The organism is Scardovia inopinata JCM 12537, assembly GCF_001042695.1.
Taxonomy (GTDB): domain Bacteria; phylum Actinomycetota; class Actinomycetes; order Actinomycetales; family Bifidobacteriaceae; genus Scardovia; species Scardovia inopinata.
In genome coordinates, this window is sequence record NZ_AP012334.1 from 1,316,565 (window position 1) to 1,340,438 (window position 23,874).

Here is a 23,874-nt window from a genome sequence, read left to right on the forward strand (position 1 = left end):
ACGTGTACGCGTCTCGGTTTGGTATCGAGCCTATATGCACGGTATTACATACCGTGTTCGAAGATGGTTTTATGGCTCCTCGCGCGTATTATCAAGCCAGGAAACGTTCTATATCTGTTATGAGTGGGTGGTAGCGAGAGATATCCAGGTGATTCATGCTGACCGGTTCATGAAAACGTATGGATATCGGAAAATGTTTCATCAACTCATCAATTAAGGGTGGATTCATATCGGGCGTGACCAGGCAGCACGTGTTATGCGTGAACTTCATATTCACGGTGTAACGCGTGGTAAACATCCTATTACTACAAGGAGTTTGAAAGGAACAGGTGGTAGGCACGATTACGTTAACCGTGATTTTACTGCTTGTGCTCCTAACCGGTTACACGTGGCTGATATCACGTATGTGAAGCTTGTCTCTGGTCGTTTCGCGTATACCGCTTTTGTTACTGATGTGTTTTCTCAGCGTATCGTGGGATGGGCTGTTTCTCCTACGATAGTGTACTCAAAGATTTACCGTTAAAGGCTTTAACTCAAAGCGTTTCATGGGTTTGTAAACATGTTGACACGAGCAGGCTGATTCAGCATAGTGATCATGGGGTACAGTACACGAGTAGTGTGTATCAAGACGTGTTATCTGTGTATGGTATTACTGCCTCTACTGGTAGTGTTGGTGACTCGTATGATAATGCTCTAGATGAGAGTGTTAATGGAGCGTATAAAGCAGAGCTTATACGTCAGTGTAAGCCTTTCATGGATGTTCGTGAGCTGGAACAGGCTACTATGCGTTGGATTTCTTGGCGGAATACCAAGCGTTTACATGTTGGCTTAGGGTATAAAACACCTGTCCAGGTAGACATGAGTATTACCAGAGCCAATCCACCGGTAAACTAACTATGAAAGTGTGAACAAAACCAGTCCACATCAGATACTCTGAAAGTATGTATTCACTGACTGCAGTGTACAAAAAACTTAGACTTTTTAAGATTAAATAAAGTTCTTCCTTATACAGATAAATACAGCATCCTGCAAAAAATCTATTATGAAATAATTTCATAGGATGTGTACCAGTTCCGAGGTTACATACTCAGCTGTGTATTACTGAGAAGGTAATCTAAGAACGTTATTCGATACATCATCCTAAAAGAACTGTCTGTTACAGCCAAGTACAAGGGCAAGTGTAGCTCTTTTAAGAAGAAAAGTATCTACTATTAGTAGCCTTGTAGTTCGATACTTATATGAAGATAAGGCTTGCCAGATATGATTGACAGCAATTACAGAACTCTCAAAAAAGTTAGTAAGGAATATTTATTATCTATCATAAACTTTCTATATAGGATGCCAGCCATTTTGATGATTGGAGCATTACCTAACGCAACCATAATCTGTTTTTGTATATCTAATAACCTACCAAGCGCAACCATCCAATTTTTCATCCGCACCGTCAAATCACATTATTCATAGTAATCAAGGTTGTCACTATCATAAGTTTGAATGAATAAGATTAAGGAGGTATCAGGTCTGATACATTCCAGATCTCAAGAGCCGATTTGCATGGGCCAGTACCTCTTCAACCATCTCAAGATAGAACTACTTTATCACCGTAACTAGAATAATTGTGATATTCGTCAGTTCGCCATAGAGTTAGACGGTACTATAACTCGATTAGTGCACAGATCAAATCGAATCAACACGAGGGGACACCAGTCTTTTTCGAATTTGAAGGAGATCAATGCGAATAGTGTGAAAAAATATACGCACTACTAATTTATTTTATATATCTCGCCTGAAGTTTTCGATCCATGATACATGCAATTTTTATCTAATCGACGCAATAAATTCCAACTTTTACCTCATCTGGTGGAAAGAATCGCGAAAACGTTTAATCCGTTCAAAGCTGGCAGCAAGAGCGATGAGAATAATTCCGCCCAGAGCAAGCCAAATCCACCAATAATTCTGGGAAACCATCACCAGGTAAGACCATGTTTTAACAAGAACATGAATCACCAGACAGACAGCTCCCATGGACAGGGGCGCCTTCCACCGCATGAGGGCTCCTATAACTATCATTATTAAGCAGATAAGCAGGATATAAACAGACCGCAGGATGGAATCTTTATAGATCAAAATGGCCATGGAAGGAATAACCAGGAGGGCACTCCCCCAGCCTACCGCTGCCCAGCTGGATAGGCGAGGATTAGACCGCATCCGCATAACTCCATCGGCAAAGGCAAGTGCGCCAAGACAAATCAGAGGAACTTCATAGCCCAGAGGGCTGTTAACCTTGGCATTATAAATTGATATTCCCAGGGCTGCAATAATCGTAGCAATTATATACGATCGGCGCAATTCTAATGCTGCAGACAGGGTTTTGCTGCCCAGGGTAAAGAAGAGGACTGTCAGCAGAACCACCACAAGAAAAACCACGGTAACTACTGGTGTAACGATCGGGGGTATTTTCTTGCTGTCAGTTGTTATTGCCCACATACAAACCTGTAAGGTCATGGCAGAAGTAAAGCAGATAGCGAGCGCCCCTTGTTCCCTGCTGGTAATATGAGCTATTGTGAGCAGCGATCGCCTGGAGCCAGAGGAAGCTCCTGGGGCAGGAGTAACCGCAGGAGCGGAGGAAACCGCAGGAGCAGCAAAACCCGTAATGCCCGGCGAAGCGGAGAAACCAGGGGCAGGAGCAACTGGTGCAGGAGGCACTGCCCCAGCAGGGGTAAGCGCCGGCCCCGCAGGAGTAGACTCAAAAGGAGCAGGAGGGGCTACCGATCCAACAGGCAAGGGTGCCGCGGCGGTAAGCGAGGAGTCGATGGATCGGCCGAGAATTCCCAAGACAATGGTTATGAGAGCGTACAGCAGACAGGAGGAGATAAGAATAAACAGAAATCCGACATTATCCGCAACTATTGTATCCATTGTCGTTGAGGCTTCATCGGCAGGAGCGAAGCTGAAGTAGAATCCCGAGGTGGATTCGCTGATGACGTTGTTAACAAAAACGAGAAAGCCCATGGTCAGAGCAGTATCAGTCAGGATACGAGCGGAGGTGTTGGGAGAATTCACCAAGCCCAGGCGGTAAAGGACCAGCATGACAAGATAAGCGGCTGCATAGAAGGAGCCCATCACAAAATTCAGCTTCATCGCAAAGACCGCCCGTAAGACCGGAAGAAGAGGAATCATAATGAGTGCTGTGCCAATCAAGGCCAGATATTCCGGTCTGGTCAAATTCCATCTGCCGTTAAAGGAACGGGTCTGCGATCGAACTTTGCCAGCCAGCAACATCCAGGCAAAAGAAATAATCATAATTGACAGATTGACCAGGTCACTGGATCCGGGCAGGGCAGCAAGATTAAGAATCAGGAAGGTGCCCAGGACAAATAGAATCCAGCGAAGATTGGGCTCAACCAGAGCAAGAAGAAAAGCAGGAACTATCAGTAAAAGTGTTGCAACACAGTTAATCCATCCATTACTGGAAAAAATATACCAACTCCCCCACGTATGGTTGTTAGGGAAAAACAAAGGCGCTAGTATGTACGAACTCGTCACACAAACTGCACACACAAATGTAAGCAGAGTTAGTATCCAGGTTGTCGTGCTGAGCCTGGATTCATCAGACTTGCGCCGCTTTTGCTGAGGAGGCATGGAACCGGTGGGGATTCCAGCAGGAAAAGCAAGACGGGGACCAGGAATAGCACCGGCAGGAGCAACAGGACCGGCCCCAGCAGGAAAAGCAAGACCGGGACCAAGAGCGATTTCAGCGGGTGATGATTGTTTGGAAGGACGCCGAAAAACAAACAGACGCAGTGCCAGCATAGCGACCATAACGGCAGTAAAAGACAGTATACTCCCAAAGATAAGGGTATTACTGTAATTGAAGATGCAGGGCAGAAATCCCAGGCCTGCACTAAAAATAATCATGGAGCTCATTGCCAGACTCCACAAAGGACGCTTCATCAAACGTCCCAGCACATATCCGAGTCCGAGAATAAGGCTGGTACAGAGAAAATAAACCGGCCACAAGAGACGATCCCCTACTGCCGGAATTACATGCGCATACTGAAGGAAAAGCGAATCCACCACCAGGGTTGCTGCAGCCAGCCAGCCCAGCCCCTGAGCCGTAACAGCAACTTTTTTAGCAGAAAGAAGTGCACACAGGAGGGAAATAATTCCCACGACCGCCAGGCTTACAGCTCGTCCCCCATTGTTCATCATCCTATAAGAGACCGCTGCAAAAACAATGGCAGCCAGAATGAGAAGCCCTACCCCGCAGGAAAGAAGAAAAATCTGCAGAGAATTCCTGCTCTGTTCCTGATTTACTGCCTTGCCGGTTTCCGGATGGACCTGCAGTGAATCAGTTCCAGCTATGGGCATGCCAGACTGGTTACTATAATTACTCGGAAAAGGTGTTTGTGCAGGTACAGGATCCTTCCTCATATCCTGCATCACACGGAGACGCTGCTCAAACAAGTCTGCTGCCTTCAGGGACAACTCCCTGACTTCGCGCATCCGGGGATCAGTCAGATCAAGACCCAGCCGAGTCAGCCGGGGATTTGTTAGCGGCTGAAAGGTGTCGGGAGACAGGGTCTGCGATCGCAGCTGCTGCACAGAATGCGGCCAGGCATACGGGACCTGATTCTGGTTACCAGCGCCGGCAGTACTATGCCGGATTTCTTCCATAACAGCAATTCTGCGCAGAAGAAGATCAGCAATTCTCCGCCCCAGCTCTCTCACCTGTTTCATCCGGGGATCATCCAGCCGTATTCCATTCGGAGTGTAGCCAGACCCATCAGCCGGAGTCAGAGTATCAGGGTTCAGCCCTTGATTTGTCAGGTCTGATAACGAACGCGGCCAGGCATAAACCGGCTTGTCGGGGCCAGTCTGAAAGGAGCTCCTCTGCCCAAAGTCTGCCTGATGAGGGGACGTCTGTGCCCCCTGAAATCCTTGATTACCCGTGTCACTCATTTCTCACACTCATTTCTCTGTGACAATTTATTCCATTTTACAGGAAAGCCGCAAGCAATCAAAATTAGAAAGAATTTGTGGATAAGTTACAAAAACAGGCAACAGTTAGCAAGACCCTGTGAATAAGTGGTTGTGGAAAACACGCCGAATCATCCTTCCAGCTGAGCAAACTTAGCCTGCATAGTGGGGTTATTCTTCGTCAGCTTTTTCACCTCCACCTTGTCCAGCTTATTGTTGGCCAACCGCAGCTGATTCTCACTGGTAGTCAGAGCCTTCTTCACCGCCTCCATCCGGGAGATTGCCGCATCTATCTGTTTGATAGCCTCTTCGTAATTCTTCTTGTACGACAGATAGTTCTTGCTGAAGGCGTCCTTAAAATCATCAAGCTCCTGCTCGAAATGAGTAATATCAATATTCTGATTCCGTGCCTCAGCCAGCTGCCGTCTCAAATCAACGGAATTCAAGGCCTCATTTCTCAGAAGACTTATAAGGACAATAAAAAACTGAGGCCGAATGGCATACATTTTCTTATAGGAATCATTCATGTAACTAACATCAACAATCCCGTCATTGTAAAAATCATTGTCAGGTTCTAGCATGCTGACCAGGACCGCATATTCGCAATTCTTCTCTTTGCGGTCTTTATCCAGTTCTTTGAAGAAATCGGCATTCTTATGCCTTTGCGATTTTTGCGTGGTCTCACTGTCATTTTTCATATCGAACATGATAGACAGGATTTCCTGACCGTCGGCATCCTTCTCCCGATAAATAAAATCACCTTTCGAACCGGTACGGGAAACCTTGTTATCCTTTTCAAAATAGACTCCCCTGAAAGCAGTGGACCGCAGTTTGTTGAACTGGTTATAACAATACTGTTCCAAATCCTCACCTATAGCCTTAGTCGACTGGGTAGCTTTGAAATTCTTATAAAACGCTACCTGTTCCAGAGCAGCTTTCAGCTGAGCTTCATAGGAAGATTTCTGCTCCACCAGCTCTGTGTGACTTTTAGTCAGCTGATTCTCCCCTTTCTGTTTCTCCAGTTCCAGCTGATTTTTGGCTTCTGTAATTTGATTTGTCAGCTTCGATGTAGTTTCCACCAGCTCCTGTCTGAGACTTGCTATTTCTTTGCCCTTCTCCTGGTCTTTTTCTAGGGCGATTTTGTCCAGCTGGGCTCTGAGCTGGGAAATTTCCTGTTCCTTGGCGTGACGGATGTCGCTCAGCTCTTTTTCTCCCTTGGCTTTCTCATCATTCAGTTTACTTTTATAATCTTCAATTTTTCGTTCCCACTCACTGTCAGCCTTTGTTATTGCCAGGTCACGCTCTTTATCTTTTTGGTCACTGATGATTTTCAGCTGTTCTTCCAAGGAAGCGATTTTCTTATCTTTTTCATTTTTTATTTCGGCAAGTGACAAATCTTTCTGGGATTGCAAATCTTGAATCTTCTTCTCTAAAGCAGCCATCTGCTCCTTCTGATTGTCCATTGCCTCAGAAAATTCAGATTTTTTCTTATTCAGCTCTTTTTCCAATTCAAGCTGATGCTCAGCTTTGAGAGCATCCTCTTCCCTTTGAAGGCGCTCATGGAGTTCTTTCTCAAATTCCTTGCCCCTGACCTGAGCCAACAGCTTCTGATATTCATCTTCGTTAACGGTGAAGGCATGATGGCAATGAGGGCAGACAATCTGCCGGTCGCCGGAACTCAAGCTGCTGCCATCTATGCTGCCGTCAAAACTGCTGCTGTCGGTCTGGCTGTTGGTCCTGCTGTCGTCTGTGGTCTTAGTCATAGTTTTCACCTTACTTTTTCTGGCTTTCATAATTTTCTTTATTTCCCTGTTCTTCCGGATTCTCGTTTTCATCCTTTCGACTGCGAGTCTGGAGGGCCTGGCGGATATAGCTGCCAAAAGGCTTGATACCGGGGTGATTCTCCTGCCCGTTTTCTATGAACCGATACATCCGCCTCCTGGTATCACCCTCATAAAGCACAGGGTCAAAATTTTCATAAACGAAACGACTAGATTGATTCAGAAGAGAATCATCCAGGAGACGACGGTCAATCTGTCCAATAAAATGAGTCACATAAAATGAGTCACTCCCTGGTCTTCATAGATCTGTGTAACCGAGCAAAAAAGAACAATTTTAGCCTGGTCCAGCACAGGAAGTCCATCTATCGTCCGATATACGGTTCTGGCTCGCAGCCGTAGGGCTTTTTGCAACAGGAGTAGACAATACACCAGCCTTGCTGTTCCTTCAAATCGGCGTGTCATCGCGCATGTTCACCTTGCAGTTGGTTTTCCGAAGAGCATCGGCCAGAAACGCGCAATAGCATTCCTTGGGAAGTGATGAAGAAGTCACTTCCCTTTTTCTATGCGCTTAAGGAGCCTCATGAGGTATTGGAACGACAACAGGAAGAGCTGCGAACACGTCGAGCCACGGGAGGATTGGAAAGAATCCATCGAGAAATGGATCGACTGGATGGACGCCATCGGACGCACGAACGAGACCCTGCGTACCCGCTGGTACCAAATCGTTCGATTCTCCAAAGCCGTCGATAAAAGCATCACCGACGTGACTGAGGACGACCTCATATTCTACCTGGCCGGCATGGGAACCGAAGGCAGACGTGGGGTGCACAGCTGCGTCAAGGTCTTCTACCAATGGAGCATGAAGCGAGGGATCGCCCGCTGCAATCCGGCGGACGAAGTGCCCACCGTGCCCATGACCCTTCCCTCCGGCTGCATCTGCCCCGAGGAGAACATCGAACAAGGACTCGCGTCACCCGACGAGGATGCGCGGCTGGCCGTCATGCTGGGCGCGTTCTGCGGCCTGCGCCGTATCGAGATGACCCGAATCAACCTGAAGACCGATCTGGAGGAGAACGCCGAGGGCATGGTGCTCCACGTCCATGGCAAGGACAACAAGGAGCGGATACTTCCCGTGCCGGCGAGGCTTTCGGCGACATTGAGGAAACGCACCGGCGTGTGGCTGTTTCCCGGAGACGTGCAGGGGCACTGCGGCGTCGATTACGTGGCGAAACGCATCAAGACGGCAACCGGATATCCTTCACACTCCTTGCGCCGCAGGTTCGCCACTTGCGCCTACTACCGGAACGGCTGCAACATCGTGCTTGTCAGCCGTATGCTGGGGCACGCCAACATCGCCACCACCATGCGCTACATCGGCCTCGTGCAGGACGAGATGCGCAACGCCGTGGAATCCGCCACACGCACGGACATGAGACTGACCATGCCCACGAACCAGATCGTCGGAACAACCGGCAGCGTTGCCACGTATTCCCTCAGTACCGCGAGGATCGGGTGAACAAACGGTATGCGCCAACATGCTTCTTTGCACATGTTGGCGCATACCAGCACCAGTATCAGAGGCGTCTGACCTCGTTGGCGGAAGGCATCAGGCCGGATAACATGCCCGCCGGGTTAATCCAGTTCCCTCACCGGGTGTTCCCAAGGCTGGAAAACGGCAACGCGGCTATGTCTATCCCCAACGCATCGGCTGCCGAGAACACCGCTTCAATCGGGGCTTCGCCCCGCTGGAGCAGAGCATCGGCAAACCGGGGATCGATACCGGCCTGGGAGGCAAGGTCGTCGGCGTTCCAGGAATGGCGCGCCGCGATGGAAAACCGTCCGCCCCGCCTCGATGACGGCCGCGAACGGCACCTGGAGAACCTGTCCACGCACGACATGGAACGCCTCGTCTCCGAAGCGTTCGGCGTCGCCACCAGCCTCAGCAACGCGGCGGACGGCGAAGCACACCGGACAGCGATGCGCGAGGGACTGCACACGTTCGACATGCTGCGCGAACGATACGGGCTTACGCAGGACGGCCTGTGGATAACGGCCACGGACATGAACGAGAGCCAGAGGACGTTGATTCATTGTCCATAATGGGCGAGCTGTCTCCGCAGACGATTGAGCCGTGAAGCAGTCAGTCCAGTGGACTGTCTGTAGGCGAAGGTGAGACGGCAGTCGCGTAATGGGAATGTTGGACGTCGAGCCGTCCGTCGTTACAGGACGCTGGCACGCGAAGCGGCCTAGAGGGGGGTGGCTCGTAGCGTGTTTCTTGCTCGTGCGCCCTCTGTCGGGAACTGTTGCGATGAGTGCGCGGAAGATAATCGGTGGTTGCTGGATCACCTCTCGGCTTGCGCAGCGGTCGCCGATTTCCATCTCTATTTACGCTGACAGCGGAGAGAAGGGCTGAAATAAAGCCAATGCGTTGACATGACTATGGTGCCGTAGTAATGTTTTGAACATTGTTCAATTAATGTGCGGGACAGGGAGCTTGGATGCTTAAGTACGACAAACGCAAAGAGCAGCTGATTGACATAGCTTCACGCATGCTTTTGGAGAAAGGGTATGAGGGCCTGTCCATCCGGAGCATCATTCAGGAGGCTGACGCGTCGGGCCCCGGCCTGTTCTATTACTATTTCGCGTCAAAGCAGGATATCTACGAAGCGGCCATGCAGCACATCGTCAAGCAGCAGTTAGACCAGCGATGGAGCATCGTACGCGACGAAACACTCGATCCCGAACGGAAGATTGACCGTCTCATCGAATTAGTGAAATGCGACTTCAACAGGTATCGCAATCTTCTGGATCACGGTGATAACAGGCAGATTCTAGATACCATCAGCATGACCCTGATGACGGAAGAGATTCCTATGGCGGAACACATCATCAACGAATTGCTGGAAAGGAAAGGCGTCGCGTCGCGTGAGGCCGCGGTGGATGTGCATGAGCTGTCATGCTTCATCGTATACGGGCTCAAGGGCATACTGCGTGAGAAATTTGCGAATCCCGACACCATACCGGATACGCCGACCTTCCAGTCCATCAAGCGACTGCTAGTCGGGATCCTAGAGTTTATGCAAGGAGAAACACCATGTCGTTCATTGACGTCATCAATCTGACTAAACAATACAACAGCAATGACGTGCAGACTATGGCCTTGGATCATGTCAGCTTCTCCCTCGACGAGGGTGATTTCTGTGTGGTCCTTGGGCAGAGCGGCGCGGGAAAGACCACGCTGCTCAACATGTTGGGCGGCATGGACTCACCCACATCAGGTTCCATCACAGTCGATGGCACTGATATATCCGGTATGGGGGAACGCGCCTTGACACAGTATCGCCGCAACTCCATCGGCTTTGTGTTCCAATTCTACAACATCATCCCCAACCTCACCATTCTAGAAAATGTGGAAATGGTCGCACGCTTCGGCGGAAAGAATTTCGACCCGCAAGCCGTCCTCTCCGACGTTGGTCTCGGCGAGAAAATCCATGCCTTCCCACAAGAATTGTCCGGCGGACAGCTCCAACGTGTGGCCATTGCGCGAGCCCTGTGCAAGAACCCGCAGCTGCTGCTGTGCGACGAACCTACAGGCGCGTTGGATTCCAAAACCGGACAGTCGATCCTAAAACTTCTGATGCGGATGTCTCGCCAATACCGCAAAACCGTGATTGTGGTAACGCATAATTCATCGATTGCGCGAATCGCCGATGTGGTCGTCACCATCAAAGACGGCAAAACCGAATCCGTGCAGCGAAACAACAATCCGGAATCCATTACCCAAATCCAGTGGTAGGCGTCTTCTATGCTCAAGAAAATACTGAGGGATTGCAGAACCAACGCAATGTCCCTAAGCGCCATAGCAGTGCTCGTGTTCCTTACCCTATTCGTTTTCTCAGGACTGTTGTCTGCGGCCCACGGTATGAGCTACGAATTCGAACGATGGTCTATGCAAACCAACTTGGCCGATGCGTGGGCGAGCGTGCGATCCGCAGATGCGACGCTCACCGATGAAGTCAACAATGCCAAGCACGTGTCGCATGCCGACGGATCGCTGATCGTCACCGCCTCGATGAAACGTAACGGAGCGAACAAGCTGCTCACCGTCAACCTCAAAGACTCCAACGAAGTGTCCCGCCCACTCGTCAATGACGGCGAACAATTCGACACTAAGAAAAAGAACTCCATCTGGATTGACAAGAACTTCGCCGACGCCAATCACATCAGCACCGGGGATACAGTCACCATCAATGTAAACAAGTCCCCGATCGCATTGACTGTACGGGGCCTCATCACCAGTCCGGAGTACATCGGCTACACCAGCCCAATGAACGACATGGTGGCGAATCACGACCGCTACGGGTACGCATACACTAATCGTGCATCGCTGCCCGTGACTTTGAATCGCATCAACAGCATAGCGGTCAAAGCCGAACCCGGCTGCGATACCGGCTGCATCGCCCGCTCCGTTCGAGACACGCTAGGCAACGCAGCCGTCAGCGTGCAAGGCCGCGACGCCAAAACCGAGATTTCGAAGTTCCAAGCCAAAACCGCAAGCATGTACCGCATGTCGTACATGTTCTCCACGTTGATGATTGTATTGGTGACGCTGACCACCATCACCACTATCAGCCGACTGGTCAACAGCCAGCGCAGCTCATTGGGACTGATGAGAGCGCTGGGCATATCTCGCAGCGCCCTGATCTCCGGATATCAGATATATGCGATTATCGCAACGCTTCCCAGCGCCCTCCTCGGCCTGTTCCTCGGACCTGCGCTTCTGGGACGGCTGTTTCTGGACAAACAACGGTTCCTGTTCAATCTTCCCCATTGGCAGGTCCGCATCGACAACGCCAGCTGGCTCATGATGCTAGGCATCATCATCATCGCCAGCATCGCCTCCATCATTCCAGCATTCCGCATCACCCGCCTGACGCCCGCCATGATCCTGGACACGAACACCATGCGCGGCGTCGGCACCATGCGATCAACACCGCGCAACCCGCGCCGCGACAGCCAACAACACTGGCAATGGCACTGGATCATGCGGGATAAATCACGTTCCATGGTCAAAGAAGGCATCTCCGTCGTGGCGATTATCGGCGCGACCGTTCTGGTGATGGCAAGCTTCGGTGTGCGTCTCTCGCTCACCACCACCAACGATATGACATATGGCGACGTATTCCGCTACGGTCGGCAGATCCAGCTTGCCAGCGGATATACCGACACAGACTACGACACAATCATGAGCGACTTGCCGAATAACACGCAAAGCCTCGAACAACTGCCCATCACTGTTACAACGGCGCATCACGAACAGTCATCCGTCATGTCCATCGCCACACCCGGCATATTCCTCACGGCACGTGACGACAAGCGCGAATCTATGCCAATCACTACGCAAACCGATGGTGCGTACATTTCTGAAGGACTGTCGAAAGCTCTCGGAGTCACCAGCGGCGACACCATTAGCGTCGACTCGGCCAGCATGTCAAAACCGGTCATCATGACCGTTATCGACATCGTGCGCGTCAGCAGCCCGCAAGGCATATACCTCAGTTCAGCATATTGGAAGAACCTCGGCGAAACGTTCCACCCCACCAGCATCATGGTCGATGGCCGCGTGCCCAGTTCCGTTGTTAACCATCCGGCGGTGCAGCGGGTGGACTCCCTCGCATGGAACAAGGCGCAGGCCAACAAAGTACTGGACACCTTCCAAAGCATCCTGACACTGCTGATGGTTTTCGCGGTACTGCTGGAATGGTTCATCCTGTACAGCATCGGCACACTGAACTACACCGAACGATACCGGGAATACGCAACCATGCGAGTGCTCGGCTTCCACATCAAGGAAATCCGGTCCATCATGCTCAAAGACAGCTTCGTCACTTGGATTCTGGGCACAACCCTCGGCATCCCCCTGGGCATAGGCTTCCTGAACGCATATGTGTCCATCGCCGATTCCAAGGACGCGCAATTTTTCGCATATCTTCCCACACCATACATCGCGTTGTCGGCCCTGTTCGTGTTATGCAACATGCTGATTATCGAACTCGTCATCGCGAAACGAATCGCCAACATCGATCTCTCGTCCGCGCTGAAAAGCGTCGAATAGTAAGAAAAGAGGAATCTATGACTATAGGAATCAGCTCTGCAGGAATCTCCGTGCCAATCCGAAGATTGCCGGTGATCGACACCGTATCACAGTGGAATAACACATCGGCTGATCTAATCGTCAAACAATTCGGAACGGAATGCCGACTTCTTTAGGAAGCGACGAAGACACCCTGACGTTGGCACATGAAGCCTCTCGTAATTGCATGGATAACGCAAGAGCTGACCCGTCAGATGTCGATGCAGTGTTCTTCGGCACTATTACATGGACGATGAGGTGCAATACGCAGAACTCGTCATTGCATGGAACGTTAAAATGCTGCTTACCGCGCAAGATAAATCGCAAAGCGCCTTGGCTTCGTTCCTCGGTATCCAAAGGCCTACCATGACCAACAAGATGAAAGGGCGTATTGCATGGTCGGTAAGCGGACTTAGTGAAGTCTGCCGATTTTCTCGGAACAACCACCGAGGCCCTGATGGACGACTCCCTGATGTTGCAACTTCAATCAATCGGAAACAGAAAAGCCATCGGCGACACGCCGATGGCTTCAGGTGAGCTCCTGCGGCTGGGCTTGAACCAGCGACCGTCCGATAAACAGCGCCGGATTCCTCCAGTTTATCAGTTCCGGCTTTCCCGCTTTGGTTTGGACGGCCCTCTTTGATTCCGGCGAATTCTGCCAGCTCCATAAGATTTTCGTCGATGATATTCATGGTAAAACGGCCAGCCCGTTCGATCTGCCGGGCTGCATTTGTTGTTGATACCAGTCCCAGAGTAACAGTGTCAGCCAGATAATATGACGAGCTGCATGTTGTAATATTCATGCCGTGCAGCTCGTCTTCATAACCCAGAATAAAGATAGGAAACCCATAATAGAGTTTCTGTGTCTTGTAATCAACCAACATAGTTCTATCTTACGAGGGATGGGATAGAAGAAGAAAGAGAGGGCCGAAAAGACACAATTGGAGAGACCTGACTGGATTTTTCATCAAGTTTCTTCATCAAGTGTCTTCACCAAGTTTCTTCATCAAGCTTCAGCAAGGGCCTCCACAGGCGGAGTAGACACAGCCCTGTGGGCAGGAATAATACTGGCCAAAAGCGCTGCCAGAGCTGAGATTCCCAAGACCAGGAAGTCCATTCCCCAGCTCACCGGGAAAACCATCTTGCCAATGGTACTGAAGATCATAAAAGAACCCAACCAGCCAAAAAGCGTTCCCAGGATAATTCCCAGTAACCCGCTGACCGTGGCCAAAAGCAGGGCTTCCACAGCCAGAGACAGCCGCAGCTGCCCTCGGGTCATTCCCAGGGCCCGCAAAGTTGCCGATTCTCTGGTTCTTTCAATAACCGAAAGGCTAAGGGTATTCGCCACGCCAATTAGAGCGATCAGCACAGCTACAGCAAGGAGTCCCACCAAAAGGAGCATGATTCGGTCGATAATCTGTTCATAGGTATACCTGGTGGCAGCCACTCCGGAAACACTGATATTCCCCGACTTGCTTAGGGCATCGTTAATAGCGCTGATAACGGTACCCGCCTGAGAGCTATCCACATTCAGGGAAACCAGAATCATGTTTCCTCCCTGGTATGCGGTCAAAGATTTATCGGCAAAGTAGGAAGAGTTGATAAAACCTACTGCAGCATAATTATTGTTAATAGACTGATAAGGTGTCTGGACTGCAGTCAGTGACAAAGGATCCTTCTTGGCAGCTTGGTCATTATCGGTGGTGAAGGTCACTTGACTGTGATCTATAGACCACTGTTTCCCTTCGATTTTGCTAGGCAAGAGTATCGTTCCCCTATCCAGGGCATGCTGGGGAAGAGAAACCCGCAGAACAGACTGCAAATCCTGCCTGCTGTTGACAGCAGCCAAAGCTATGTACTTCTTCCCTCCCCTGGCATCGGTCACTGTTCCTGTTGTCATTGGGGTCAAAATGGCATTCTTTACCCCGTCGACAGCTTTCACCTTGTTCACGGCATCAGCATCTGCCCCGTCGCCAGTAATGACAGCGTCCACACTGTAATGATCGGATAGGGATCCTGTAAGAGTCGCTTTCCCTGAAGCGGCACCAGTAGCTATGGTTGATACCAGAGTCACTCCAATCAGAAGGGCTATGCCAGTGGCGGCAATCCTGCGCGGATTCTTCTGAATATTTCCGTGTGCAATAAGGGCAGCCGGGCCAGTCAAGGATACCAGCTTCCCCGCACCCTTCATGGCCCGAGGCAGCCAAAAGATAGATGACAGTATCAATCCCAGGAAAATCATTATGCAAGCCGCAATGGCAGTTAAGAGTGCTATTGTCTGGGTATCACTCGACTGCTTGGCAGAAGGCAGCGATATCTGATTCATGGTGACTCGGATAGCCCAAAAGGCCAGGACTAATCCCACAAGAACTAAAAGGGCACTAAAAATTCCCCGGGCTTTTCCTCCCTTCTTTTCAGCTGTAATCTCCAAGGGACGCAGGGCTTCCAGCGGAGTCACCGAGGTCGCAGACCGGGCTGAGCTCAAAGAAGCGAAAATCGTCATTATTGTGCCAAAAATAAGAGGAACAAGCAGGGCCTGCCAGGTCAGAACCAAATGCAAGCTGGCACCAGTAGCCTTGAGAACCCCTAGTTTGATAACCAGGGCCATAATTCCAACGCCTGCAAGGATACCCAGAGCAGACGCGACCAACCCCAGGAGAAAAGCTTCCATCACAACAGACTGGTAAAGCTGTTTTTTGCCTGCACCGATTGTTCGCAGGATCGCCAAAGTCCGCCTCCGCTGAGCCACCATAACCTGGAAGGTATTGGAAATCACCAGGGCTGCCACAAAAAGAGCAATAATGCCAAAGACTAAAAGAAAGGTGGTCACAATCTTAGAGGATATTTCATTCTCCTCTACCAACTCGCGGGATGCTTCCTCCTTGCTTTGCAGGTTCACCCCTTTGGGGAGAAAACTGCGAATCTGTTTGATCGTTGCAGCCTGTGCCTGGGAATCCTGATCTTTCAAGGTAATATATACTTTGGTAAAGGGTGCTGAAGCGAGATTTTTTGACTGGGAGATTTTTACAGCCAGGTCAGTGGACAGGAGACTGGCACCTCCAAAACCAGCATACAGACCGCTGGTGTCCTCAGTAATTCCCATAATCTTTGCCTTATACCGGGTAGCTGACTGACTGGCAGATGAATTTGCAAAAACAAGAATGGTTTTACCCTGACCAGCTCCCAGTCGCGAGAGCAGAGCCTGAGGAAGAGCAATTTCACCCTCGCCCGAAGGCATCCTTCCCCGACTGATAGTCGCCGGCCTGCTGGCATTGCCAAAAGGGACCTGCAGAGCCATAGTTGTGCTTGTTTTTCCTTGATAACTCAGCGAAACATACGCATCAATTCCTGTGCTCAGACCCGACACCCCATCAAGGGCACGAATCTGGTTAATATGAATATCTCCCAGCGAATAATTCGTTTGAGAATCATCAGCCTTGCTGGCATAAGAAATTGTGTATGTACTATTGCCAAAGTCGCGGGTTGTCGCTTGATTAAGACTGTCCGTCAGAGTATTGCCAAATAGGAAGGTGCTGGTTATAAAGGCAGCGCCAATTAGAATGGCAATTCCTGCGGGGATAAGCATTTTGATGCTCTTCTTCATGAGCTGTATTGTTAAAGACCACATAGTTCTCTACTATCCTCAATTTCTCACAATAAAATCTCTACGACTTCTTACCGACTCAAACCAGCAGCAGCTGATGCTCTGGCTTTTTCCTGTTCGGCTACCAGAAGAGCACTCATCTGATCCGCTTGAGGATGGTCAATATCGGCAACAATCCGCCCATCAGCAACCATGATGGCTCTATCAGCATATGAGGCAGCAACAGGATCATGGGTTACCATAATAATGGTTTGTCCTAGCTCAGTGACTGATTTCTTGAGAAATCCCAAGACTTCGGCGCTGGAAGCAGAATCCAAATTTCCTGTTGGCTCATCTGCAAAAACAACCGAGGGTTTGGTAATCAGAGCCCGTGCAATGGCAACCCTCTGCTGCTGACCGCCAGAGAGCTCATGAGGTCTGTGATCCAGGCGATCCGTCAGTCCCAAAGTAGTAGTCAAGGTATTAAACCATTTTTTATCTGCTTTGGCCCCGGCCAGGGTTAGGGGCATAAGAATATTCCCCCGGGCATCAAACATGGGCAGGAGATTAAAACTCTGGAAAATAAAACCGATCTTATGCCGCCTGAGCAGGGTCAGTTCTTTGTCGCTCATGACGGTAATATCCTGACCATCCAGAAAGATATGACCGCCGGTCACGCTGTCTAGGCCGGCTAAAGTATGGAGCATGGTTGATTTTCCTGATCCGGAAGGACCCATAATAACGGTAAACTTGCCCTGGTCAAAGTTGACACTGACATCTTTCAGAGCGTGAACGGCTCCGCTGCCCTGACCATAATCTTTAGTCACGTGCTGGGCTGATATAGCTAACATAGCTTCTCCTCATTGCTATAACGCACACTTAGTGTGTTTCTCTTGCAGTCTCAGTGGATGTACCACAAATCTCACTCAGGAAAAAGCTGCTTTCTTCTTCCCCTGCACGATCTGAAGAACATACCAGAGCTATTATAAGGACAAAGAAAAAACGAAGCGCCGAAGAACCTCGTTTTTTTATTTTATTCACATACTTATCAAAAAAACTAAAAAACAAACGAATGGTGGCTACCTTGTTTCTGCTCGGACAGTCGCCATTTGTTTCTCAGAAAGTCACCATTTATAGGGGCTGTAAAACATCAACTTACTATAAAGCGGGCAACCTTCAAATCCTTTCTTCGGGAGGAATGTCCAATCAAAACTTCAAACGTTCCATCTTCCACAATCCGCTGTGCATCCGCATTAACGATGGTGCACTGGTTAACTTGAATAGTAAAGGTAACAGTCTGCTTTTCACCTGGCTGCAAAGTCACCCGTCGGAAAGCCTTGAGCTCCCTGTCGGTCCAGCTGACCGACGTGAACAAATCGCCTATATAAAGCTGAACAATTTCGGTACCTGGTCTGTGCCCAGTATTCGTTAGGTCAATAGAAGCTTCAATAGAATCACCCCTATGATAAAGGGGAAGCCGGTTCGATTTATCACCAGAACTAGTTCTATCTGAGACAGGAGCCCATGCAGAATCTGCATTCTCTGTCTCCACCGATTTGGCTTCTTCGCCTGAGCCTGATAGTTTCACATCCCCATACACAAAAGTGGTATATCCTAAGCCTTCTCCAAAAGCAAAAGCCGGATCTTCAGTCAAATCCGCATATCTGGTGCCATGCTGACCGCGAATCTGGTTATAGTAGACCGGTAATTGCCCTGCATGACGTGGAAAAGTAATGGGAAGACGGCCAGAAGGGTTAGTCAGACCCAGGAGTATTTCAGCGATTGCCTGACCACCCTTCATTCCCGGGCTAGGGGCCCAAAGAAGAGCATCGGCAGTGAGGGCACTGGCAGGCAAAACCTGAGGCTTGCTGGACATGAGGACCACAACCAAAGGCTTGCCTGTTTCCTTCAAGGCATCCAGAAGATGATTCTGAGCTCCCTGGAGTTCCAAGGTTGCCGTTGAGCATCCCTCCCCCATCAGCTGGATCAGATCCCCTACCACAGCCACAATACAGTCAGATTCCCGGGCATTTTTCAAGGCTTCTTCCAGCGTGGCACTGTCGGTTTGGGCTGGAACCCCAACCAGGGGCCTGGGCTGACCATCAGGATAGAATTCCCCTTCCGGATCCGGCATCAGATGCAGAATATCTGCTCCCCGCGAAGAGGTCACAGTCCATCCCTGAGGAACCAACTTCTGAAGGCCATCTTGAATGGTGGTGATTGTTTCCCGGGGATGACCTTCCGGCATCCATGTGACCTGACCTGAGCTTCCGGCCCAATCGCCCAGCTGAGTTTGAGCATCATCAATTAGAGGACCAATGAGGGCTATCCGACGCGGAGCAGGACCGCCTGAAGGTTCAGCATCAGTAGGTGCGAGCCCGGCATTGGCAGGTGCGAGCCCGGCATTGGCAGAAGCGGGACCAGCCTCGGCAGAAGCAGAATCCGCATCAGCTGCAGGCGAATTATGAAGTAAGGGCAGAAGACCATTATTGCGAAGCAGAACCACAGATTCCCGGGTCAGATCAAGGTTTACCTGTCCATGCTCCGGGCAGCCGATAAGTTTCTTAGCGGCCGCAGGTTCTGGCAAACGAGGATCTTCAAACAGCCCCAGGCGGAATTTCAGGGCCAAAATGCGCTTGACTGGCTGGTCCAGCTCAGATTCAGCCAGCAGCCCCTGGTCAATGGCCTGGTAAGCGGCCTGATAAAATTCCGGCGAGGTCATAATCAAATCATTCCCGGCACGAACAGCAGCAACAGCAGCAGAAACGGGGTCCGGCTGAACATGCTGTTCCCAAACCAACCGCGACACATTGGCCCAGTCGGTAATCAGGGTACCCTTGTATCCCCACTGTCCGCGTAGAACATCATGAAGGAGCCACCGGTTCAGGGTCACCGGAATGCCGTCAATGGACTCATAGCCCAGCATAAAGGTCGCAACTCCTTCCCGGGCTACCCTCTCAAAGGGAGGCAAGAACCAGGAAGCCAGCTTTCTGTGAGACAGGTCAGCCTCAGAAGCGTCCCTTCCTCCCTGAGTCTCCGAATAACCGGCGAAGTGTTTGGCTGTAGCCAGAATAGCATCCCTGGGCAGCTGACCTTCCAGGGCAGAATCCCCCTGATAGCCTTTGACCATGGCAGCAGCCATTTCGCCAATAAGGTAAGGATCTTCACCAAAAGTTTCTCCTACCCTTCCCCACCTGGTATCTCTGGCAATGCACAGAACCGGAGAGAAGGTCCATTGGACACCGGTAGTAACAGCTTCACGAGCCGTAACCCGTGCAGCTGCTTTTATTTTTTCCGGATCCCAGCTGCAGGCCATGCCCAGCTGCTCCGGGAAAATAGTAGCTCCGGGATAGAAGGAATAGCCATGAATCAGGTCGTCCCCTACCAGGAGAGGAATGCGCAGCCGGGTCTTCTGAACCAGAGCATTGGCCCGGGGAAGGTCTTCAGGAGAGGTATGCAGGATTGATCCAGCATGCTTGTTCTCAATAGCATTCTCCAGGTCAGATCTGGCATCGAACTGCATCATCTGTCCGATTTTTTCGGGCAGACTCATCCGCGATATCAGGTCATTGACCCTGTCGTCCACACTCAGGGAGGGGTCCCAATAGGGCTCAGAACCGGCAGCTCTTGTCTTCTTTACGCTGTTCACATCTTCGATCTTCATCAGGCACCATCACTTTGCAGCTTCTGACCGGGAGAGAATAATCTGGACTCCCCACCTGTCCACAGTGATTGTATCTCCCTGGGCACAGGAAGGAAGAGCGGAGAGCTCAGGAAAGGCCTGACCCGTCTTATCAGCCCCGCCCAGCAGAAGAGAACCGGAAACAGGAGAAGACAGGGTCACTGGATCGGCTGAATAATTCAGCAAATAAGTCACCCGCTCACCCAGACTGTTTGTGCCAGTCCTCAGGGAAATCCTGCCAGCCAGTCCCCGGCCAAGTCCTGAAACACCAGCATTATCCGCAGCCTCGGCCAGAATCTTCCTCATGGAGGCAGCATCCACCAGGGTACCAATCCACTCAGCGTCACCAGAGCCATATGCATGCCTGGTTATAGCTGCATATTTATTCCATGCATAATGGTCATAGGCCGCCAGCACCTCGGTGTCAGAGCCAGGATTGATAAGCTCAATCAAAGCCTGGGAATCAGTCGGCTGCACAGAATCTAAGGGCCCCCTGAAAGCAAGGGGAACATTCTGGGGACAGGTGAATGTGTTATAGGTCATTCCAAAAACATCTGTCAGAGTGTGAGGAGCCCTGTCATGCCAGACAGTTGCATAATCATTAGCCACAAAAGACCTCAGGGTTGAAACAAGGTGTCCGCCATCCTGAACATACTGCTTCAGGCAGTCAATAGTCTTCTGGTCTGCAGTGTATAAAGCCGGGGTAATAATCAGTGCATATTTTTCCAGCTTCTCCACAGGGGCATCGGTCGGAAGGAAGTCAGCCTCAATGTTCAGGTCAAAGAGAGCATCATAGACCCGCCGGAGCACAGTGTTGTACCTCACCTTTCCTCCGGGGAAACCAGTATCCAGGCTGAACCAGGACAGGGCAGACAAGGCTTCATTACTGACCATGATTGCCACCTGGTTGTTTTTCTTCAGATGCATCAGATGTTTTCCAGCCTCGGTCTGCAGGAAGCGTCCGCATTCACCGGCTTCTTCGTAGACAGGATTGGACTCGAAATCCTGAGAGAGCAAGCCCTTCCAGTAAGTCTCAAAAGAATTATGAATGGAGTGCCAGTGCCAGTACATAACTCCGTCTGCTCCAGAGGCCAGATGGCTGAAAGCCTGAAGTTTCAGCTGGCCGGGGTAAGGAAGCCATCCATTTTGACCCTGAGCCTGAGTTTCCAGGACAATGTAATTATTTCCATCTTTCAGAGATCTGGACAGGTCTCCTCCGAAAGCTATCTCTTTGCCAGTCAGCTCATCCTCGCTGGGATGGTAAATGTCCACTCCGGCAATATCAATTGCCCTGGCTGCTTTGAAATGATCGACTGCCGGCTGCAGACCATACGACCAGCCAACCCACTCATAATCGAAATTCTGAGTAATAAACTGATCCTCCCGGGCATAGTCCCGGACAATGTCTGCCTGCCACTGCAGGTACTCGGCTACGGTGGCCCGGCGGAACTTGTCAAATTCTCCCCGCAGGGACTGATTGATACTGGCTCGCACGTCAGGGAAATCTTCCCAGGCATTAATGCGGTTAGACCAATAATCCAGACCAAATTCTGCGTTCAGATCCTCCAGATTGTCATGGAACTTTTTACGCAGATATTTGACGAAAAGAATCTGCATGTCGTCAGAAACGCTGTCATAATACTTGGTTTCATTGTCAACCTGATAACCAATAACGCATTTCCGGTCAGCAACATGGCTTATGAGGGCACGAATCACGCCTTCCCCATAAAATCTGTAGGCAGGGTTGACAATATTCATGATTTGCCGGGCCCCGTAATGGCCTTGTCCGTTCACGGTTTCCGCCAAAACCTGAGGGTACATTTTCACCAGCCAGGTGGGAACGGCATAAGTTGGAGTTCCCACGATTACTGATATTCCATGACGTTCAGCCGCGTCAAGGGAACGGTCAATATGAGTCCAATCGAAGATTCCCGGCTGCGGCTCACAGGTAGACCAGGTGGACTCCCCTATTCGGATGACGTTAATGCCTGCCTGAACCATCATATCCATATCGGTATCAATCCTGTCCAGGTCCCGAGGCATGTACTCATCGTAGTAGGCGGCCCCATAAAGAATCGCGTCTGTTTCTTTCTTAGGCATGAGACACTTCCTTTTTTGTGTTTTTTCTGATAGATGTAGTTAGATGTAGCGATAGCTTGTCAATACCCTTTACCTGATCTGTTCAGACAAGGAAAGTGTTGAAAGACCGGGCGGGAAGCAGGGCCTTGAATCCTTTGTCTGCATGCTGGGGATCGGCAAAGGTGAAGGGCATATCACGGTCAAGGGCATTCTGAACGAGGAGGACAATTGTTCCGTCCGGGTTCCGGAAGGCAATTCCCATAGAATTAAAATGTCCGCTGGTTTCCATGAGCCGGGCCCCTGGCTTTACATAATGCGAGAAATGCCTCATCAGGTAGTATTCAGGGGTTCTGACAAACTCTCCTGTCTGCGAGTTGACCCTGAAAAGCGAGTTCTGCTGCCAGCCCCACGTGCTGACAATCTCGGTCAGAACCATGTTCCAGTATGTGTAGCCGCTGGCCCCATTCTTGATGTAGTGGTTAATCAGATGGAATATATATTCTGCATATTCCCAGGTATTATCGCCCATACCACACTCGGATTCGGTCATCAGCAGATCCAGCTCCGGCCAGGATTCATGGGTGCGCTGAATATCATTCTGACCGGCCCACTGATAGCCGACTCCCTTAATATACTTGCGGCAGTTATCATCAAAAAGAATGTTGTCAACCCAGCGATTGTAATTCTCAAACCTCATACCGTAACCGGCAGTCCAGGCCATGTCTTCAGGACCATTCAAGGTTCCCAGATAGATCTGCGTGTCCAGCCCGGCTTCCTCAAAGGCCGGCCCCAGGTAATCCCGGATAAAAATCTTCATGTCTTCACTCCTGTACAGGCAGGAGCAGAATTTTTGATCGGCAAAAACTTCATTTTGAACAAAGACCCGGGAGACAGGAATCCCATGTTCTGCGTATGCCTTCACATACTTAACAAAGTACTGGGCATAGGCTGTGAGATTTTCCGGAGTCATCACCAGACGGCCAAAATTGTAAACCTTGGGGAATTTCATCCAGGTTGGTGGACTCCAGGGAGAAGAAAAGAGCTGGAGATTGGGCTGATACTTCTGGGCATGGTGAATGTAAGGAATCAGGCTGTGCTCGTCATTCTCCACCGAGAAATGGTCCAGGCTGTAGTCCCCATCAATTTCGTCATAGCTGTACCATTTTTCAGCGAAATCATTGGCACCCACAGGGGCTCTGTTAAAAGTAAAATTCAGCTCTTCGGGACTAAATAGCTCTTTGTAGATAGTTTCTCGATTCTCTTCAGAAACATACTGCTCAATGGCCTGGTAGCCCAGTTCGTTGAAGCAGCCTCCAAATCCCTTGATTTCCTGTTTGACCTCTCCGGTCAGTTGCAGATCCTCAGAATGCTCTGTCTGCACAGGGTCTACGATTTTTTCCTGCAGTTTTGCTGATTCAGTTGTAGAAATCCACGTGGTCATTTTTCCTCCTTGAAAAATGGACTGGGCCTTGTGTGTGCCTTGTTTTCATTGTGCCTTGTTATCTACTGGACAGTAGATAAGGTTTATCCTAGTACACTTCTCGTCCAGAATCAAAATAAGGTGTGTTTAGTTAATTCATTTAACAAATTTAGTATTTTTGGGATTTTCTCGAAAATTTAGTGATAGCATGAGAAT

Annotated in this window: 15 protein-coding genes; 6 read left to right on the plus strand and 9 right to left on the minus strand. The window is 50.1% G+C overall.

Annotation, left to right across the window (positions count from 1 at the left end; all coding sequences use genetic code 11):
- The first annotated feature begins 618 nt into the window (after positions 1 to 618).
- Positions 619 to 894: an integrase core domain-containing protein gene (locus SCIP_RS07790; protein WP_171821036.1), complete on the plus strand. Its 276-nt coding sequence runs from the start codon at positions 619 to 621 to the stop codon at positions 892 to 894.
- A gap of 954 nt (positions 895 to 1,848) precedes the next feature.
- Here SCIP_RS07790 and SCIP_RS05360 read toward each other — a convergent pair.
- From SCIP_RS05360 to SCIP_RS05370, 3 genes are all read right to left on the minus strand, one after another.
- Positions 1,849 to 4,962, minus strand: coding sequence for an SCO7613 C-terminal domain-containing membrane protein (locus tag SCIP_RS05360; protein WP_006293732.1), 3,114 nt, complete (start codon positions 4,960 to 4,962; stop codon positions 1,849 to 1,851).
- 149 nt (positions 4,963 to 5,111) lie between these two features.
- Positions 5,112 to 6,743, minus strand: a complete 1,632-nt coding sequence (locus SCIP_RS05365) for a DUF2130 domain-containing protein (protein WP_006293731.1) — start codon at positions 6,741 to 6,743, stop codon at positions 5,112 to 5,114.
- Positions 6,744 to 6,753: 10 nt separating this feature from the next.
- Positions 6,754 to 7,035, minus strand: coding sequence for a hypothetical protein (locus SCIP_RS05370; protein ID WP_050752402.1), 282 nt, complete (start codon positions 7,033 to 7,035; stop codon positions 6,754 to 6,756).
- A gap of 306 nt (positions 7,036 to 7,341) precedes the next feature.
- Between SCIP_RS05370 and SCIP_RS05375 the strand changes: the two genes are divergently transcribed.
- The 5 genes from SCIP_RS05375 to SCIP_RS05395 all read left to right on the plus strand — a co-directional run bounded on the left by SCIP_RS05375 (position 7,342) and on the right by SCIP_RS05395 (position 12,876).
- Positions 7,342 to 8,277: a tyrosine-type recombinase/integrase gene (locus SCIP_RS05375; protein WP_006293730.1), complete on the plus strand. Its 936-nt coding sequence runs from the start codon at positions 7,342 to 7,344 to the stop codon at positions 8,275 to 8,277.
- 311 nt (positions 8,278 to 8,588) lie between these two features.
- Entirely contained in the window at positions 8,589 to 8,861 is a 273-nt protein-coding gene (locus SCIP_RS07800) for a hypothetical protein (RefSeq protein ID WP_231851919.1), read from the plus strand.
- A gap of 398 nt (positions 8,862 to 9,259) precedes the next feature.
- Positions 9,260 to 9,883, plus strand: coding sequence for a TetR/AcrR family transcriptional regulator (locus SCIP_RS05385; protein ID WP_006293728.1), 624 nt, complete (start codon positions 9,260 to 9,262; stop codon positions 9,881 to 9,883).
- Entirely contained in the window at positions 9,856 to 10,557 is a 702-nt protein-coding gene (locus SCIP_RS05390) for an ABC transporter ATP-binding protein (protein ID WP_006293727.1), read from the plus strand. Before SCIP_RS05385 ends, SCIP_RS05390 begins: the two co-directional genes overlap by 28 nt.
- Before the next feature lie 153 nt (positions 10,558 to 10,710).
- A complete protein-coding gene (locus SCIP_RS05395; protein ID WP_231851920.1) occupies positions 10,711 to 12,876 on the plus strand; it encodes an ABC transporter permease in 2,166 nt (721 codons plus the stop codon).
- 260 nt (positions 12,877 to 13,136) lie between these two features.
- On the opposite strand, the gene SCIP_RS08085 is transcribed toward SCIP_RS05395, so the two are convergent.
- From SCIP_RS08085 to SCIP_RS05425, 6 genes are all read right to left on the minus strand, one after another.
- Positions 13,137 to 13,778, minus strand: a complete 642-nt coding sequence (locus tag SCIP_RS08085; protein ID WP_006293725.1) for a hypothetical protein — start codon at positions 13,776 to 13,778, stop codon at positions 13,137 to 13,139.
- Positions 13,779 to 13,900: 122 nt separating this feature from the next.
- The gene (locus SCIP_RS05405; protein WP_231288061.1) at positions 13,901 to 16,498 is read right to left on the minus strand and encodes an ABC transporter permease; all 2,598 of its coding nucleotides are present in this window, start codon (positions 16,496 to 16,498) and stop codon (positions 13,901 to 13,903) included.
- A 71-nt stretch (positions 16,499 to 16,569) separates the two neighbouring features.
- The gene (locus SCIP_RS05410; RefSeq protein ID WP_006293723.1) at positions 16,570 to 17,328 is read right to left on the minus strand and encodes an ABC transporter ATP-binding protein; all 759 of its coding nucleotides are present in this window, start codon (positions 17,326 to 17,328) and stop codon (positions 16,570 to 16,572) included.
- A 299-nt stretch (positions 17,329 to 17,627) separates the two neighbouring features.
- Positions 17,628 to 20,141: a glycoside hydrolase family 3 N-terminal domain-containing protein gene (locus SCIP_RS05415; protein WP_006293722.1), complete on the minus strand. Its 2,514-nt coding sequence runs from the start codon at positions 20,139 to 20,141 to the stop codon at positions 17,628 to 17,630.
- Between the two features lie 9 nt (positions 20,142 to 20,150).
- Positions 20,151 to 22,259, minus strand: coding sequence for a beta-galactosidase (locus SCIP_RS05420; protein ID WP_006293721.1), 2,109 nt, complete (start codon positions 22,257 to 22,259; stop codon positions 20,151 to 20,153).
- 82 nt (positions 22,260 to 22,341) lie between these two features.
- Positions 22,342 to 23,679 (minus strand): glycoside hydrolase family 30 protein, encoded by a 1,338-nt coding sequence (locus tag SCIP_RS05425; protein WP_006293720.1) that lies wholly within the window; start codon positions 23,677 to 23,679, stop codon positions 22,342 to 22,344.
- Positions 23,680 to 23,874 lie beyond the last annotated feature (195 nt).

What these genes read in the sequence shown, in the direction of transcription:
- SCIP_RS05375 (WP_006293730.1), top strand. Translation starts at nt 7,342, where the DNA reads ATGAGGTATTGGAACGACAACAGGAAGAGCTGCGAACACGTCGAGCCA.
- SCIP_RS05390 (WP_006293727.1), top strand. Translation starts at nt 9,856, where the DNA reads ATGTCGTTCATTGACGTCATCAATCTGACTAAACAATACAACAGCAAT.
- SCIP_RS05395 (WP_231851920.1), top strand. Translation starts at nt 10,711, where the DNA reads ATGCAAACCAACTTGGCCGATGCGTGGGCGAGCGTGCGATCCGCAGAT.
- SCIP_RS05410 (WP_006293723.1), bottom strand. Translation starts at nt 17,328, where the DNA reads ATGTTAGCTATATCAGCCCAGCACGTGACTAAAGATTATGGTCAGGGC.
- SCIP_RS05365 (WP_006293731.1), bottom strand. Translation starts at nt 6,743, where the DNA reads ATGACTAAGACCACAGACGACAGCAGGACCAACAGCCAGACCGACAGC.
- SCIP_RS08085 (WP_006293725.1), bottom strand. Translation starts at nt 13,778, where the DNA reads ATGTTGGTTGATTACAAGACACAGAAACTCTATTATGGGTTTCCTATC.
- SCIP_RS05385 (WP_006293728.1), top strand. Translation starts at nt 9,260, where the DNA reads ATGCTTAAGTACGACAAACGCAAAGAGCAGCTGATTGACATAGCTTCA.
- SCIP_RS05415 (WP_006293722.1), bottom strand. Translation starts at nt 20,141, where the DNA reads ATGAAGATCGAAGATGTGAACAGCGTAAAGAAGACAAGAGCTGCCGGT.
- SCIP_RS05425 (WP_006293720.1), bottom strand. Translation starts at nt 23,679, where the DNA reads ATGACCACGTGGATTTCTACAACTGAATCAGCAAAACTGCAGGAAAAA.
- SCIP_RS07800 (WP_231851919.1), top strand. Translation starts at nt 8,589, where the DNA reads ATGGAAAACCGTCCGCCCCGCCTCGATGACGGCCGCGAACGGCACCTG.
- SCIP_RS05420 (WP_006293721.1), bottom strand. Translation starts at nt 22,259, where the DNA reads ATGCCTAAGAAAGAAACAGACGCGATTCTTTATGGGGCCGCCTACTAC.
- SCIP_RS05405 (WP_231288061.1), bottom strand. Translation starts at nt 16,498, where the DNA reads ATGAAGAAGAGCATCAAAATGCTTATCCCCGCAGGAATTGCCATTCTA.
- SCIP_RS05360 (WP_006293732.1), bottom strand. Translation starts at nt 4,962, where the DNA reads ATGAGTGACACGGGTAATCAAGGATTTCAGGGGGCACAGACGTCCCCT.